The 15008-nt window shown below is 72.2% G+C and carries 17 protein-coding genes; 9 read left to right on the forward strand and 8 right to left on the reverse strand.

The annotated features are described in order from the left end of the window. Nucleotides 1-5: 5 nt before the first annotated feature. On the reverse strand, nucleotides 6-1151 hold the full coding sequence (locus ACTWQC_RS02145) for a serine hydrolase domain-containing protein (protein WP_443313740.1): 1146 nt from the start codon (nucleotides 1149-1151) through the stop codon (nucleotides 6-8). A gap of 123 nt (nucleotides 1152-1274) precedes the next feature. Further along, nucleotides 1275-2174, reverse strand: coding sequence for a UbiA family prenyltransferase (locus ACTWQC_RS02150; RefSeq protein ID WP_443313741.1), 900 nt, complete (start codon nucleotides 2172-2174; stop codon nucleotides 1275-1277). 191 nt (nucleotides 2175-2365) lie between these two features. On the opposite strand from ACTWQC_RS02150, the gene ACTWQC_RS02155 reads away from it, so the two are divergent. The 3 genes from ACTWQC_RS02155 to ACTWQC_RS02165 are packed head-to-tail and all read left to right on the forward strand — an operon-like array spanning nucleotide 2366 to nucleotide 4972. Continuing rightward, the gene (locus ACTWQC_RS02155; RefSeq protein ID WP_443313742.1) at nucleotides 2366-3424 is read left to right on the forward strand and encodes a type III polyketide synthase; all 1059 of its coding nucleotides are present in this window, start codon (nucleotides 2366-2368) and stop codon (nucleotides 3422-3424) included. A 13-nt stretch (nucleotides 3425-3437) separates the two neighbouring features. After that, nucleotides 3438-3959, forward strand: a complete 522-nt coding sequence (locus tag ACTWQC_RS02160; protein ID WP_443313743.1) for an isoprenylcysteine carboxyl methyltransferase family protein — start codon at nucleotides 3438-3440, stop codon at nucleotides 3957-3959. Beyond that, nucleotides 3956-4972, forward strand: a complete 1017-nt coding sequence (locus tag ACTWQC_RS02165; RefSeq protein ID WP_443313744.1) for an NAD(P)/FAD-dependent oxidoreductase — start codon at nucleotides 3956-3958, stop codon at nucleotides 4970-4972. Before ACTWQC_RS02160 ends, ACTWQC_RS02165 begins: the two co-directional genes overlap by 4 nt. A gap of 267 nt (nucleotides 4973-5239) precedes the next feature. Here ACTWQC_RS02165 and ACTWQC_RS02170 read toward each other — a convergent pair whose 3' ends face one another. Further along, complete coding sequence (locus ACTWQC_RS02170) at nucleotides 5240-5746, reverse strand: metallophosphoesterase family protein (RefSeq protein WP_443313745.1); 507 nt, start codon at nucleotides 5744-5746, stop codon at nucleotides 5240-5242. A 175-nt stretch (nucleotides 5747-5921) separates the two neighbouring features. Between ACTWQC_RS02170 and ACTWQC_RS02175 the strand changes: the two genes are divergently transcribed. Together ACTWQC_RS02175 and ACTWQC_RS02180 are read left to right on the forward strand one after the other, a co-directional pair. Then, nucleotides 5922-6851 carry an amidohydrolase family protein gene (locus ACTWQC_RS02175; protein WP_443313746.1) on the forward strand — a complete coding sequence of 310 codons (930 nt, stop codon included), beginning with the start codon at nucleotides 5922-5924 and terminating at the stop codon, nucleotides 6849-6851. Continuing rightward, nucleotides 6839-8884, forward strand: a complete 2046-nt coding sequence (locus ACTWQC_RS02180; protein WP_443313747.1) for an AMP-dependent synthetase/ligase — start codon at nucleotides 6839-6841, stop codon at nucleotides 8882-8884. Before ACTWQC_RS02175 ends, ACTWQC_RS02180 begins: the two co-directional genes overlap by 13 nt. Nucleotides 8885-8911: 27 nt before the next feature. Here ACTWQC_RS02180 and ACTWQC_RS02185 read toward each other — a convergent pair whose 3' ends face one another. From ACTWQC_RS02185 to ACTWQC_RS02195, 3 genes are all read right to left on the reverse strand, one after another. Continuing rightward, nucleotides 8912-9658 (reverse strand): MBL fold metallo-hydrolase, encoded by a 747-nt coding sequence (locus tag ACTWQC_RS02185; protein WP_443313748.1) that lies wholly within the window; start codon nucleotides 9656-9658, stop codon nucleotides 8912-8914. Between the two features lie 81 nt (nucleotides 9659-9739). Next, nucleotides 9740-10987, reverse strand: a complete 1248-nt coding sequence (locus ACTWQC_RS02190) for a pyridoxal phosphate-dependent aminotransferase (protein ID WP_443313749.1) — start codon at nucleotides 10985-10987, stop codon at nucleotides 9740-9742. A gap of 11 nt (nucleotides 10988-10998) precedes the next feature. Next, the gene (locus tag ACTWQC_RS02195; RefSeq protein WP_443313750.1) at nucleotides 10999-12324 is read right to left on the reverse strand and encodes a S1 family peptidase; all 1326 of its coding nucleotides are present in this window, start codon (nucleotides 12322-12324) and stop codon (nucleotides 10999-11001) included. A 227-nt stretch (nucleotides 12325-12551) separates the two neighbouring features. Between ACTWQC_RS02195 and ACTWQC_RS02200 the strand changes: the two genes are divergently transcribed. The 3 genes from ACTWQC_RS02200 (at nucleotide 12552) to ACTWQC_RS02210 (ending at nucleotide 13614) form a co-directional block, all read left to right on the forward strand. Next, entirely contained in the window at nucleotides 12552-12929 is a 378-nt protein-coding gene (locus tag ACTWQC_RS02200; RefSeq protein ID WP_443313751.1) for a PP2C family protein-serine/threonine phosphatase, read from the forward strand. 50 nt (nucleotides 12930-12979) lie between these two features. Beyond that, on the forward strand, nucleotides 12980-13102 hold the full coding sequence (locus ACTWQC_RS02205) for a hypothetical protein (RefSeq protein WP_443313752.1): 123 nt from the start codon (nucleotides 12980-12982) through the stop codon (nucleotides 13100-13102). A 107-nt stretch (nucleotides 13103-13209) separates the two neighbouring features. Beyond that, nucleotides 13210-13614 carry an SH3 domain-containing protein gene (locus ACTWQC_RS02210; RefSeq protein WP_443313753.1) on the forward strand — a complete coding sequence of 135 codons (405 nt, stop codon included), beginning with the start codon at nucleotides 13210-13212 and terminating at the stop codon, nucleotides 13612-13614. 105 nt (nucleotides 13615-13719) lie between these two features. On the opposite strand, the gene ACTWQC_RS02215 is transcribed toward ACTWQC_RS02210, so the two are convergent. Together ACTWQC_RS02215 and ACTWQC_RS02220 are read right to left on the reverse strand one after the other, a co-directional pair. After that, nucleotides 13720-13938, reverse strand: a complete 219-nt coding sequence (locus ACTWQC_RS02215) for a DUF4190 domain-containing protein (protein WP_443313921.1) — start codon at nucleotides 13936-13938, stop codon at nucleotides 13720-13722. Nucleotides 13939-14033: 95 nt separating this feature from the next. Next, a complete protein-coding gene (locus ACTWQC_RS02220) occupies nucleotides 14034-14192 on the reverse strand; it encodes a hypothetical protein (RefSeq protein WP_443313754.1) in 159 nt (52 codons plus the stop codon). A gap of 119 nt (nucleotides 14193-14311) precedes the next feature. On the opposite strand from ACTWQC_RS02220, the gene ACTWQC_RS02225 reads away from it, so the two are divergent. Then, a complete protein-coding gene (locus tag ACTWQC_RS02225) occupies nucleotides 14312-14941 on the forward strand; it encodes a TetR family transcriptional regulator (RefSeq protein ID WP_443313755.1) in 630 nt (209 codons plus the stop codon). The last annotated feature ends 67 nt before the right edge of the window (nucleotides 14942-15008 follow it).

Here is a 15008-nt window from a genome sequence, read left to right on the forward strand (position 1 = left end):
GGCCCTCAGCGTCGTCCGACGCATTCCCGTACCGCCGCGACCAGCCGCTCGGCCCGTACGTCGCCCCGGCCGCCCATCCGGTTGGCGGCATAGCTGAAGCCGACGCCGAACTCGTCATCGCCGAAGCAGAGTTGACCACCCGCGCCATGGTTGGCGAAGCTGCGCGGGCCGAGCAGGCGGACGAAGGGCGAGTCGACCAGGAACCCGCTCCCCCAGCGGCTGCCCAGGTCGGGGAAGCCCGACCAGGACGCGCCGCCCGACAGCGGCGTCACCGCATCGGTGACGGTGTCCGGAGCGAGCAGCCGCGCCGAGCCGTCGACGCCGGTCGCGGCCGCCGCGTACAGCGTGGCCAGCCCGCGCGCCGAGGAGACCGCGCCCGCCCCGGGGAACTCGGCGGTCAGCACCGCGGGCGAGTTCCAGCCGTGCGGGTCGTCGAGGCCGGGGAAGGGCAGCACACCGTTCATCGTCAGGGCCCGCATGAACAGCAAGCCGGCGTCCGGCAAGGGGGCCCGTCCCTCGGCCTCGGTGATCCGCGCCAGCCGCGGAACCTCCTCCTCGGGCACGCCGAGCCAGGTGCTCAGCCCCAGTTCGTCGGCCATGGCCAGACGGAAGTGGACGCCGGGGGTGAAGCCGGTGATGCGCCGGATCACCTCGCCGACGATGAAACCGAAGGCGTGCGCGTGGTACTCGTACGCGGTGCCGGGCTCCCAGAGTGGTTTCTGCTCCTCGAGGGCACGGATCACCGGGGTCCAGGCGGTCAGCTCCTGGAAGGTCAACTTCCGTTCGGCGAGGGGGATTCCAGCGGTGTGCGCGAGCACCATGCGCGTCGTGATCCGCTCCTTGCCGTGCCGCGCGAACTCCGGCCAGTAGTCGGCCACCGGGGCGTCGAGATCCAGGCGTCCCCGCTGTGCCAGCAGGTGGGCGCAGATGCTCACGATGCCCTTGGTGCAGGAGAAGACCGGCAGGGCCGTGTCCTTCTCCCACGGTCGCCCGGTCCGCTCGTCGGCGGTTCCGCCCCACAGGTCGACGACCTTGCGTCCGTCCACGAACGCGGCGACGGCCGCGCCGAGTTCACCGCGTTCGGCGAAGTTCCTCGCGAACTCGTCCGCGACGGCCCCGAACCCCTCGTCGGCCCAACCGTTGTGCTCCACTGCTTGTCTCCCTTATCGCGTCGGGGCACACCGGCCCCCCGTAAGCCGTTGACCGGGCCACGATAGGTACACCGACGACTCCCTTCGAGCGGATTTCCGCACGCCCGCCGCGAGGGCCGCGCCTCAGACGATCCCCGCTCCGCGCCACAGCAGCAGGATCACGTCGAGCACGGCGACGCCGATCGCCGCCAGGAACGGCGCCCGGGGACGGGACCGCCCGAGCAGCGCCGCTCCCACGGCGGCCACCGTGACGACCAGCAGGGCGATGGGGCCCGCGGGGCGGGCCGCGCTGGGCCGCCCCGCCAGGATCAGCAGGGCCGAGGCCGCCACGAGCGGCACCGGCAGCAGGAGCAGCACCTTCGCCTGCCCCAGCCGCTGCGGCCAGCCACGCACTCCGTTCCTCAGGTCGTCGCCGATGTCCGGCAGCACATTGGCCAGATGGGCTCCCACTCCCAGCAGGGCCGCGGAGAGGGCGAGCCACCACGGGGGCCAGGGGTGCCCGGGCAGGCCGAGGGCGACAAAGGCGGGGAGGCTGCCGAAGCCCAGCGCGTACGGAAGCCAGGACCACGGGCTGGCCTTCAGGCCGAGGTTGTAGGCCCAGGCCGCACCGACCCCGGCCAGGTGCACGGTCCCCGCGAGCAGTCCGGAGGCGAGTGAGAGCGGTACGCAGAGGGCGACCGCGGTCAGCGCCGCGGCCCGTACGGTGCCCGGGGACACCGCGCCGGAGGCCACCGGCTTGGCGGTCCGGCCCGCGGCGGTGTCGCGGGCCGCGTCGACCGCGTCGTTGCACCAGCCCACCGACAGCTGCCCCGCCAGCACCGCCCCCGCCACGAGAGCGCAGCCCGTTCCGCCCCTGCCCGCGCTCACCGCAAGCCCGGCGGCCAGCAGGGTCACAGCCGCGCTCGGGACCGGGTGGCAGGCCGCCGTCAGGGCCACGGCCCGGCGGAGAGCGGGCCAGTACGCGATGGTCCGTGACGGAGGCTCAGGCGCCGGCGCGTCAGTTGCCAGGTCCTCAGCTGCCACGTCGCGAGGTGCCACGCCTTCAGGTGCCACGTCTTCAGGTGCCACGTCTTCAGGTGCCACGCGCGGATCGTAAGAGGCCCGCGGTCCGGGTGGGCGAACCCTTACTCCGGACGGGTGACGGGCGGCATGGCCCGGGAATTCCCGGGGGACTTCGTTGAAGTCGTGAAACGCCGCCCCAACGGAGAAGCCGGATGAGCCGCATCGCCGCCGTGCACGGGGTCCTGGCACCGCACCGCCACGAACAGCGGGAGATCACCGACCTGATGGCCGGTACGTGCCTCCCCGGCGGCGCGGACCGGGCGGTGCTCGACCGCCTCCACGCCTCCGCGAGGGTCCGCTCCCGCCATACGGTGCTGCCCCTGGACGCGTACGCCGCCCTCGACGGCTTCGGGGCGGTCAACGACACCTTCATCGAGGCCGCGGTGGAGCTCGGCGCGGGAGCGGTCGAGGGCGCCCTGCGCGCCGCAAGGATCGCGCCGCACGAGGTGGATCTGCTGGTCTTCACGTCCGTGACGGGCATCGCCGCGCCCTCCGTCGACGCCCGTCTGGTCGGGCGGCTCGGCCTGCGGCAGGACGTCAAGCGGCTCCCGGTCTTCGGGCTCGGCTGCGTCGCGGGCGCGGCAGGCCTCGGCCGCCTCCACGACTATCTGCGCGGCTGGCCGGGCCACGTCGCCGTACTGCTCTCCGTCGAGCTGTGCTCGCTGACCTTCCAGCGCGACGACCCCTCGCCCGCGAACCTCGTGGCCGGCGGGCTCTTCGGCGACGGCGCGGCCGCCGCCGTGTGCTGCGGAGCCCGGCGGCTGCCGCGCCCCGCGGGCCCGACCGTCGTGGCGACGCGCAGCCGCCTCTATCCGGACACCGAACGGGTGATGGGGTGGGACATCACCGCCAGCGGGTTCCGCGTCGTGCTCGACCCCACCGTCCCCGACGTCGTCCGGCGACACCTCGCCGACGATGTCGACGGCTTCCTCGGCGACCACGACCTCAAACGGCAGGACATCACCGCCTGGGTGTGCCACCCGGGTGGCCCGAAGGTCCTCGAGGCGGTCTCAGAGGCGCTCGAACTGCCGGACGGCGCACTCGACATCACCTGGCGTTCCCTGGAGACGGTCGGCAACCTCTCCTCCGCCTCCGTGCTGCACGTGCTGCGGGACACCCTCGCCGAGCGCCCGCCCCCGTCCGGGACACCGGGCCTGCTGCTCGCTCTCGGCCCCGGCTTCTGCTCCGAACTGGTCCTGCTGCGCTGGTGACAAGGGGGACGTGGTGATCTGGTACACGGTCCTGGTGCTGGCCGTCGCGGCCGAGCGGATGGCCGAACTGGCGGTCGCCCGCCGCAATGCCCGCTGGAGCCTGGCGCGCGGCGGTTCCGAGTCCGGGCAGGCGCACTACCCGGCCATGGTGCTCCTGCACACCGGCCTGCTCGCCGGCTGCCTGGCCGAAGTGTGGGCGGTGGACCGGCCCTTCGTACCGGCCGTGGGCTGGACGATGCTCGCCGTGGTCGCGGCCGCGCAGGCGCTGCGTTGGTGGTGCATCGCCACGCTCGGCCGGCAGTGGAACACGCGGGTGATCGTGGTGCCCGGTCTGCCCCAGGTGACCGGCGGGCCGTACCGGTGGCTGCGCCACCCCAACTACGTCGCCGTCGCGGCCGAGGGGACCGCCCTGCCGCTCGTGCACGGTGCCTGGATCACCGCCGCCGCCTTCACCCTGTGCAACACCGTCCTGCTCACTGCCCGGATCCGCTGCGAGGAAGCCGCCCTCGCGGCCGCCAGGGGCGTACGGGCATGATCGATCTGCTGGTGGCAGGCGGCGGCCCGGCAGGTCTTGCCGCGGGCGTGCACGCCGCTCTCGCCGGCCTGCGGGCGGTAGTGATCGAGCCACGCCCCGCACCGGTCGACAAAGCCTGTGGCGAGGGCATCATGCCGGGCGGCGTCGAGCAGCTGCACGCCCTCGGGGCCCCGGCGCCCGGCCGCGAACTCCTCGGAATCCGCTACCTGGACGGCCGCAGGTCCGCCGAGGCGCGCTTCCGGAGCGCGGCAGGCCTCGGCGTACGGCGGACCGTGCTGCACGCGGTTCTCGCGCGGCGCGCCCGCGAGCTGGGGGTCGGCGTGGTGGCGGCCCGGGTCGGCGAAGTGCGGCAGGGCGAGGGCTGGGTGACCGCGGCCGGGCTGCGGGCGCGCTGGCTGATCGCGGCCGACGGCCTGCACTCCCCCGTGCGCCGGGCGCTCGGCCTCGACCTGCCGGCCCGCCGGGCGACGCACCGCTACGGCTTGCGGCGCCACTACCGCGTCGAGCCCTGGACGGATCATGTGGAAGTGCACTGGTCGCCGCTCGGCGAGGCGTACGTGACGCCCGTGGCCGACGATCTGGTCGGGGTCGCCGTGCTCAGCCGGGAGCGCTGCGGCTACGCCACCCACCTCGAGCGCTTCCCGCGCCTCACCCCCCTGCTCGGCGCGCGCCCGGCCACGCCCGTCCGAGGCGCCGGGCCGATGCTCCAGCGCGTACGCGGCCGGGTGGCGGGGCGCGTACTGCTGGTCGGCGACGCGGCGGGTTACGTCGACGCGCTGACCGGCGAGGGCATCGCCCTGGCGCTCGCCTCGGCCGGGGCCGCCGTGCGCTGCCTGGCCGCGGGGCGGCCGGACGACTACGAGACGGAGTGGCGCAGCCTCTCGCGCAGGCACCGCATGCTGACCGGGGCGCTGCTGCGGCTGAGCGGCACGCCGGGCACCGCCCGGCTGATCGTGCCCGCGGCCTCCGCGCTACCCCCGCTGTTCCGCGCCGCGGTTCACGCGCTGCGGTGACGCAGCGGTCATTCGCCCAGCCGCGGCGGCGCGGACGGCCGGTTTGTGGGCATTCGTTCCGTGGGGCGGAACGGGTGGGCACACACCGGCCACCGGCCCGCGGTCGCGTACGAAACGGCGCTCCTGCGGCGGGGGTGCACGCCGTTGCCGGGTGCGGGTCGCTGTGCCCACCCTCCCCCAGCTACCGCTGGGAGGTGCCCCCAGCCCCGCGGAACGAATGCCCACAGCTCCTGGGTGGCAACTGACGGCGGAGAGGCTTCTCCGGCGTCAGCCACGCCGCGGCGGCAGGCGGTGCAGCCGGACCTCGCCCAGCGCGCCCGCCGCCACCTCCGCGGTCATGTAGGTGCAAAACGGCTGGCGCCTGCGGTCGGTGGGCGAACCGGGGTTCAGCAGGCGCAGCCCGCCCTCGGCCGTCGTGTCCCACGGGATGTGGCTGTGCCCGAAGACCAGGACGTCCAGATCGGGGAACCGCTCGGCGCAGCGCTGCTCGCGACCCCGCGTCGGGCCGGTCTCGTGGACGACGCCGAGCCGCAGCCCCTCCAGCTCCACGCGCGCGACCTCCGGCAGCCGGGCCCGCAGGTCCGCGCCGTCGTTGTTGCCGTACACACCGACGAGGCGGCGCGCCCGCGCCTCCAGCAGCTCGAGGGTCGCGGAGTCGACCCAGTCCCCGGCGTGGATCACCACATCGGCGCGGTCGATCCCGGCCAGGAGCTCCTCCGGCAGGACCTTGGCCCGGACCGGAAGGTGGGTGTCGGAGGTCAGCAGCAGGCGCACCCGTCAACCGTAGAACGGCCGCTCCGCACGCGCTCCCTCCCGGTGCAGGCGCCGCGGCGCGGGATACGGCCGCCGGGCGCAGCAGGTGATGCCGTATGCGTCGACCGGATGAAACGCGCGGCCCGCAGGCGGCGGACCGGCAGGGCGGGCCGGGCCCTCGGTGATGATGGCGTGCATGTCGTCAACCGGTGACGAGCGGCAGCCCGGTCCTCTCCTCGACTGCAATGTGCACCTGTGGGACCAGGCCGACAACCCCGTCTTCTGGCTCTCCGACCGCAGCATGCTCCGGGACGTGCTCGGCAACTACGACGCCCTGCCCGACCGCTACACCCTCGCCGACTACGAGCGCGACACGGCGGGCCGGGACGTCCGCGGCATCATCTGGTCGGACGCCGGGGCCACGGACCCGGTCGGGGCGGCCGCGTGGGTGGCGCGCCAGCAGGGCGAGCGCGGGCTCGTCAAGGGGATGGTCACGCTCGGCGACCCGGCCTCCCCCGGCTTCGCGGAACTCGTACGCCGGTGCCGCGAGGTGCCCCTCATCACGAGCGTGCGGGTCCGTCTGGCCACGGCCCTCGCGGACCCTTCGGCGCGCGGAGCACCCCGGTCCGCGGACGCCGGCCACCTGACGCGGACTCATCTTGCCCTGCTCGCCGAGAGCGGCCTCGTCGCCACCGTGGAGGCCACCGGCGACCAGCTCGGCGACGTGGCCGCACTGGTGGAACAGCACCCGGGACTCCGGTTCGTGGTGGACCACTTCGGCTGGCCCACCGATCTCAGCGACGCCGGGCGGCGGGAGCACATCGGCCGCCTGGCACGCATCGCGCAGCACCCCAACGCCGCTACCCGCATCGACGCCCTCGGCACCATCTTCGGGAACTGGACGCCGGGCCAGCTCAGTTCCTGGCTGCTCGACGTCACCGAGACCTTCGGCCCCGACCGGTGCATGCTCGGCTCCGATCTCCCGCTCGAACACCTCAGGTCCGGCTTCGACGCGGTGTACGACGCCTACGACACGATCTTCGCGGGCCTGACCCACGCCGAGCGCCGGATGCTCTTCCACAACACCGCGGAACACTGGTACACACCAATCCTATGGAGCCGTTGAGCATCCGGCGCCCCGCCGCCGTACCTCATCTCGACCCCGGCCGAGAGAAGAGGAGCCGCCTCGTGTCCGTGCAGCGCAGCCCGGCACAGCCAGTTCTGGTGGAACCGAGAAAGATCGTGGTGGACGGAAGTGTCCGGGAGGTCTCCGTGCCCCCGCTCGTACCGCCGCCAGAACGCGGCAGCCTCGCCGACATCCCCTTCGACAACGCCGCCGAGGCGCCGGGCGATGTCGTGCTGAGCCGCAAGCAGCGGAACGGCAGCTGGCGGGACGTCACGGCCGCCGAGTTCGCCGCTGAGGTCCTGGCCACCGCGAAGGGCCTGATCGCGCACGGCCTGCGGCCCGGCGACCGGCTCGCCATCATGGCCCGTACCACCTACGAGTGGACGCTTCTGGACTTCGCCGCCTGGGCGGCCGGCCTGATCACCGTCCCCATCTACCCCACCTCGTCGGCCGAGCAGACGCGCTGGATCATCCGCGACACCGGCGCCGTGGGCTGCGCCGTCGAGGGCGTGGACGAGGCGCTGCTGATCGACGCGCAGCTCGACCGGCTGCCGGGGTTCGCCCATCTGTGGCAGTTCGACGCGGGCGCGATCGAGGAGCTCGCCGAGGCCGGCAGAGGCGTCGCCGACAGCGAGGTGGAGGCGCGTCGCGCCGCGCTCTCCCCCGGTTCCGTCGCCACCCTCATCTACACCTCGGGCACCACAGGCCGCCCCAAGGGCTGCGTCCTGTCCCACGGCAACTTCCTGGCCGAGGTGGACAACGCCATCGAACTGCTCCACCCCTGCTTCAAGTCGGTGAGCACCGAGCCCGCGTCCACGCTCCTCTACCTTCCGCTGTCGCACGTCTTCGGCCGGATGGTGGCCATCGGCTGCCTGCGCGCCCGGGTCCGGCTCGGCCACACGCCCAGCATCAAGACCGAGCCGCTCCTCGCCGACCTCGCCGCCTTCCAGCCGACCTTCATCCTCGTCGTGCCCTATGTGCTGGAGAAGGTCTACAACACCGCCCGCGCCACGGCCGAACGCATGGGCCGCGCCCCGTCGTTCGACCGCGCCGCGAAGATCGCGCAGCGCTGGGGCGAGGCACACGAGGCCGAGGAGCACGGCACGGGCCCCGGCCCCGGCGTGGCCCTGCGCACCGCCCGCGCGCTCTACGATCCGCTGGTCTACCGCCGGATACGGGCCGCGCTGGGCGGGAAGGTCAAGTACGCCATCTGCGGCGGCTCACCGCTCGGCCACCGCCTCGCCGCCTTCTACGCGGGCGCGGGCATCGAGATCTTCGAAGGCTACGGTCTGACGGAGTCGACGGCCGCGGCGACCGTGACCCCGCCGCTCAAACCTCGCCTCGGCACGGTCGGCTGGCCGCTCCCGGGCACGGGGATACGGATCGCCGACGACGGCGAAGTGCTCGTACGCGGGGGCCAGGTGTTCTCCGGCTACTGGGACTCGGCGCTCGGTGGTGCCGTGCCCTTCACGGTGGGTCCGCCGCCGTCCTGGCCCTCGATCGGCGAGGACGGGTCCGCGACCGGCGAGGCGTGGGAGAAGATCCCGCAGAAGTGGTTCGCGACCGGCGACATCGGCGCTCTCGACGCCGACGGCTATCTCACCATCACCGGCCGCAAGAAGGAGATCATTGTCACCGCGAGCGGCAAGAACACGGCCCCGGCTCCGCTCGAGGACCGGCTGCGCGCCCACTCGCTCGTGGGCCAGTGCATCGTGATCGGGGACAACCGCCCGTACATCATCGCCCTCATCACCCTCGACCCGGACGGGCTGAAGCACTGGCAGATCATCCACCGCAGGGAGCTGCTGTCCCGCGAGGAGCTGGCGTTCGACGCCGAGCTGTGCAAGGAGGTCCAGCGGGCGGTGACGGACGCCAACGCGCTGGTTTCCCGTGCTGAATCGATCCGCCGCTTCAGCATCCTGCCCGTTGAATTCACCGAGGCGAGCGGGCACCTCACGCCCTCGATGAAGATCAAGCGGGAGGCGATCATGCGGGACTTCGAGAAGGAGATCGAGGCGCTGTACGAACCGTAGGCGTACGGGTCTGGGGCGTGGCGGCTCTCAGACCCGCTCGCGCGCCTGCGCCACCGCGTCCCGGACGGAGCCGCGGTGCACGGGCCCGTGTCCCGGCAGGATCACGTCGGCCTCGAGCGACTCGAAGGCGGAGAGGGACCGGATCGCGCGGTTCCTGTCCTTGTCGAACCAGCCGGGCAGCAGCTGCGGCCCCTGGTGACGCGATGTCGGATGGCCGGTCGCCAGGGCGTCACCCGTGATCAGTACGCCCGCGTGGGGCAGGTGGAACGCGCTGTGCCCGCCGGTGTGGCCGGGGCTGGGCACCGGGACGGGGTGCCCGGGCAGGTCGAGGGGGCCTTCGCCCGGGAAGGGCCGGGGCTTGCTGACCGGTGTCTCTCTCGTGCCGCCCGACCGCAGGGCGTGCAGGGCCCACGGGATGACGCCGGGGCGCCAGCTGTTCGCGAGGACCTTCCCGACCGTCACCTGGTGGAGGAACTCCCGGCGCGCGTGCGGCACTTCGGCTGCGTGCGTCAGCACGGGCGTCCCATGGGCGACGTGCAGGTACTCGGCCGATCCGATGTGGTCGGCGTGCGCGTGGGTGATGAGGATCGCGGCCACGTCCCCGGGCCGGCGGCCGATCGCCGCCAGCCCCTCCAGCAACTGCGCCCGGTCGCCCGGATACCCGGTGTCGACCAGCGTCACCTGATCGCCGTCGGCAATCATGATCCAGTTCGTGTTGCTGCCGTGGACGAGGTGGATGCCCGTCGCGATCTCGGCGATACGGTCCGACTGCATGCTGCTGCCGCTCGTTTCTGCCAACTGCCGTCACACCGGAGTCGGCTGGGGCTTGAGCTGGAGGAGAGGAGCAGCAGCAGCCTACCGGGTGAGTGCCCTGACCGGCTGGTGCGCCTGGTGCTCCGGCGTCGCGGTCACCATCGGAGCGGCACCGGCGTACAGCGTGCCCTGCAGCGCCGTCATCAGCCGCTGCACGTCCTCGTACGGCCGGACCACGAGCCGCAGGAACTGGCTGCTGCTGCCCAGCTTGTTGCCGCACTCGCGGACGAACACCCCGTACTCGGCGAGCAGCCGGTCGCGCAGCGCGGCCCCGTCCGTCCCGTCGGGCAGCTTCACCAGAAGGAAGTTGCCCTGGGAGAGGAAGACCACGAGGCCGGGCAGGCCGGCGAGCGCGAGGGACATGTTGGCGCGGTCGCGGGAGAGCAGGGACAGGCTGTTCCGGTACGGCACCGCGTACTCCTTGAGCATGAAGACCACGGTCTCCGCGAAGGAGTTGAGATTCCACTTGGGCAGGGCCTTGCGGATGGTGCCCGCCAGGGCCGGGTTGGCGACCAGGTAGCCGAACCTGATGCCGTGCAGCCCGAAGTTCTTGCCGAGGCTCTTCAGCACGATGACATTCGGCCGGATCGCCGCCTCCTCGGCGACGGAAGGGGCGCGTTCGGCGTCGACGAAGTCGATGAACGACTCGTCGACCACGACCAGATCGAGGTCCACCAGCTCGTCCAGCAGCCACAGCACCTGCTGGCGTCTGAGGTAGCCCCCATCGGGGTTGTTGGGGTTGCAGATCACCGCCACTCTGGAGCCGCGGCGGCGGATGAACTTGACGTACTCCTGGGGGTCGAGGGCGAAGTCATGGTCCTCGCTCAGCGGGAACATGTCGACCCGCTTCCCGGTCTCCAGCGGCTGGTCCGTCCAGCGGCCGAAGGTGGGGATCGGGATGGCGAGGCTCTCCCTGACGAGCAGGTGGTCGATCCAGGTGATCAGCTCCGTGGAGCCGTTCCCCATGGCGACCGTCTGCGGGTTGAGTCCCAGCACGCCGCACAGCTCGGCGGTGATGGTGTCGGCGTCGCTCGGGTAGTACGTGAGCGTCGTCTCCAGGGACTCCCGCAGCCGCGCGAACATCTCCGGGGTGGGGAAGTAGGGGTTGCACGGGATGCAGAAGTCGAGCCGTTCGAGCGGCTCCGGTTGGCCTGCGTGACTGGCGGGGCCGGCAGGGCCGGGCTGCCAGGACCGGCCGGCGCCGGAGTCCGGCGCCAGCCGGTTGAGCATGGCCCAGGACGGGCTGTGCGCAGAGCTGCGCAGCAGCCCGGTATCAAGGGGCTGGGACACGGGACGGTCTCCTACGGAGCCAGGCTGCCGTCGGCAGCCTGCTCGCCACCCGCAGCCTCGCCGCCGGCCAGCTCGCCACCACCGGCCTGGTCACCACCGGCCTGCTCGCCACCACCGGCCTGGTCACCACCGGCCTGCTCGCCACCACCAGCCTGGTCACCACCGGCCTGCTCGCCACCACCAGCCTGGTCACCACCGGCCTGCTCGCCACCACCAGCCTGGTCACCACCAGCCTGGTCACCACCTGCCTGCTCGCCACCACCGGCGCCGATCTCGGCACCCGTGGCCTCCAGAGCCGCGGTCACCGGCTGGAAGAAGGTCTCCCCGCCCTGGGTGCAGTCGCCGCTGCCGCCCGAGGTGAGCCCGACGGCGGCGTCACCGGAGAACAGCGAGCCGCCGCTGTCACCGGGTTCCGCGCACACGTCCGTCTGGATCAAGCCGTTGACGATGTCTCCGTTGCCGTAGTTCACGGTGGCGTCGAGGCCCGTGACGGTGCCCGAGAAAACTCCCGTCGTGCTGCCGCTGCGGGTCACCTCCATGCCCACGCTCGCCTCGGCGGCCTGGGTTATCTCCTGCTGCGTGCCGTCCTGCAGGTCGACCGAGCTGGGGGCCTCGGTGTTCGGGTCGTCGTAGGTCACGAGAGCGAAGTCGCTCTCCGGGAACTGCGAGTCCGCGACCGTGCCGAGGGGCTCGTTGCCCGCCTCGTCGCTGGTCCAGGTCTCCGAGGCGTTGCCGCAGTGTCCCGCGGTGAGGAAGCCGGGCGCGCCCTGCACGTCGACGTTGAAACCGAGGGAGCACCGGGACCCGCCGCCGAAAATCGCGTCGCCGCCCTCCGCGAAGGGCTTGAACTCGCCGGCGGACCGCTTGACGCTCACCAGCCCGTCCATCTTGTCGGTCGCCGAGGTGAGGGTGTCCCACTTCGTACCGGTGACCGTTCTGTCGGCGGTCACGACGACCTTGTTGGTCCTGGGGTCGATCGACCATGCGGTGCCGGGCACCGAGGCGCCGTCGCTGAGCGTACTGGTGGCGCTCTTGAGCTCCGCGGTGCTGTTCTCCACGACCCTCGCGACGCCGCCCTTCTCGCGTACGCTGTCCGCCGCCTCCTCGTTCAATACGTTCATGACAAGGCGACTGCTGTCGCCGTCGAAGTACCAGCCGGCCGCGTCCTGTCCCAGGTCGTCTGCGAGGGCGGAGCCGAGCTGAGCGGCGGCGCGGGGAGCCAGCGCCTTTGGACTCGGCTCCTCGTCCGTGCTCGCGTTGGCGTTGGGCAGGATGATGGCCGCTGCCACGACCGCGATCGCACCGGCTCCGGCGATGGCGCCGGTCCGCTTGTTCACACGTCGGTGGTTCAACTCACTGACCTCCAGTGGGGGGACGAGTCTGCCCCCACACATACGGACGCCGGTCGCCAGATCTTCAATGCGAACTGTTTTCCGATATTCGTGCCGTCGCGCAGGTAGGGTCATTCGGTTGATCCACGCTGATCCACGCTCCCGGGACCGCAGCCAGGGTCGCCCGCCCCGCGCAGCCGCGCCTTGTGGCATTCGCTGCCGCAAGAGAGGTAATGCTGCACATGATCGACCTCGGTCCGGCGCCCCTGCTGCTGAGCGGCGGCCGGGTGACGGAGCTCGCCGTCTCGTCCCCCGCACCGCCCCTCGGCCTCGGCGCGCTCACCGGCGGCGCCTATCACGTGGGCACCACCCCGTTCGCTCCCGGCGACGTCCTGGTCCTCTCCACCGACGGCGTGATCGAGGCCCGGAACGGCGACGGCGCCTTCTATCCGCTCGCGGAGCGGGTGACGTCCTGGGGAGACGCCGCGCCCGACAGGCTGCGGCACATCCTCCACGACGACCTCCTCGCCCACGCCGGGGGCAGCCTGGGCGACGACGCCACGATGATCGCCATCGAGCGGGTCCCCGAGCACTCGGGCGTCCTGCACTGAGGCGTGCGGCGCTGAGCGGAGAGCATGGAGCACTCAGCACCCGTCCGGACGTGCATCGCCGGTCCCGACGCGCCCTCGACGCCCTGCTCGCCGGAGTCGGCCGGCACACCGGCCGCCGCAGCACCGAGGACTTGGCGCTCCTCGCGATCACCCGTGGCAGCGCGCGGGGCTGACACGCACTCAGGGAACCACCCGTTCGGGGCGCTTATCCGGTTTATGTCATGTTTAGTGCTGGAATATGCCTATGCGCCATGTGGTGCGAGGAGTAGGAGAGAACAAGATGTCCAAAGTCCTGAACATCCGCAGCAGACGGCCGGCCGCGGGGCCGGGCGCCGTCGCGGCGGCCGTCGTTCTCGGCGGATCGCTGCTCGCCGCGGCACCCGCAGACGCCGCCCCCGCCCGGCCGTTCGGCACGGTGATCACCCCGTCCGGGGTCAACGAGCGGCAGTACCCCAGCACCGACTCCTCGGTGCGGGGCTTCCTCAAGTACCGGTCCCAGGTGGGCCTGAAGTGCAAGGTCCGCGCACAGAACATCGGAGGCAACCAGATCTGGTACCTGCTGCGCGACGAGCAGGTCTGGGTCTCCGCGAAGTACGTCGACAACACGGGGTCCGTGAAGCTCTGCAAGGACGTCCAGCGCAGCCCGCTCAACGACACCGAGCAGTCCAAGACCGCGATGGGTTGAGCGCGGCAGCCGGTCGGCCGGACCGCCCGAACAGCCGGTAGCCCTGACGGAGCGTCCTGCCGTCAGGGCTACAGGTTGTCGGCCGTACGGACGTACGGCCGCGGGTCAGCCGACGAGCTGCCAGCTGACCGTGTTGTCGGCCGACACGAGGACGGCCAGGAGGACCAGGTCGGCGACGCCGAGGCCGAGTCCGAGCAGTGCGCGGCCGCGCCTGCGGGTCCCCCGGGCGAGCGCGAGGCCGCCCAGGACGAGGGCGCAGGGGCCCAGGACCATGTTGAAGACCAGCAGGCCGAGCAGCCCCATGACGAAGGAGGCGACGGCCATGGCGTCGGCCTCCCGGCCGGGTGCGGCAGGGCGGCGCCCCGCGGAGAGGGACAGATGCACGATTCAGCTCCCTTGCTGGTGGTCAGCCATTCCGGTCAGGATCGCCTGCCCTGCACGATGCGCTCGCGGACGGCGAAGGCGAGCAGCCAGCCGCCGATGACGGACGCGGCGATCAGGGTGACCGGGAGGGGGAGGTGGGCTGCGGCGCCGACGAGGACTCCGAACACGAGGAGGGCTGCAACGAGGAACAGCATGGTTCCGGAGGACCTTTCTCTGCGAAGCCTCGAATTCCAGTGAACAGTTGGATCTACAGTTGTTCACTGACTCCAGAGTACAGTAGCCCGACCGAGAGAACGGTTGTTTACTGAAAATTATGAGCCACACCGCCGGGGTCCGGCAGGCCCAGAAGCAGAAGACCCGTCAGGCCCTGCTGGACGCAGGGCTGCACCTGCTGGAGGAGCAGAGCCTGAGCAGCCTCGGCCTGCGCGCGGTCACCCGGGCGGTCGGGGTCGCCCCCGCGGCCTTCTACCGGCACTTCCGGGACATCCCCGACCTCGGGGTCGCCCTCGTCGAGGAGTCGCTCGCCAGCCTGCATGCCGCGATCCGGGCGATACTGGCCGAGCAGGAGGAGACCGACGGCCGGATCGACCTGGCCGTAGAGGCCATCGTGCGGTACGTCCGGGACCATCCCTCGCACATGCGCTTCATCGCGCGCGAGCGCTACGGCGGCGTGCGGGCCGTACGCGAGGCGATCGCCGCCGAGCTGGCCCGGTTCGCCGACGAGGTCGCCACCGCCCTCTCCGCCCGCCCGGAGTATGAGGGCTGGAGCGCGGGCGACATGAGCATGCTGGCTCAGCTGCACGTGGACCACATGGTGACCACGGCCGCGGCGCTTCTCGAAGTGCCGCCCGGACGCCCCGAGGACGCGGAGCGCATCGCCGGCACCGCCCGCAGGCAGCTCCGGCTGATCAGCGTGGGCTGCCGCCACTGGCGGACCGGCTGACGCCGGCCGCGGGGTGGGTGCCGGGGCACCGGCCCGCCGGCCCGCATCCGCCGCGATCCGCCCCAAC

This window comes from Streptomyces sp. 8N616 (genome assembly GCF_052246385.1).
Lineage (GTDB): Bacteria > Actinomycetota > Actinomycetes > Streptomycetales > Streptomycetaceae > Streptomyces.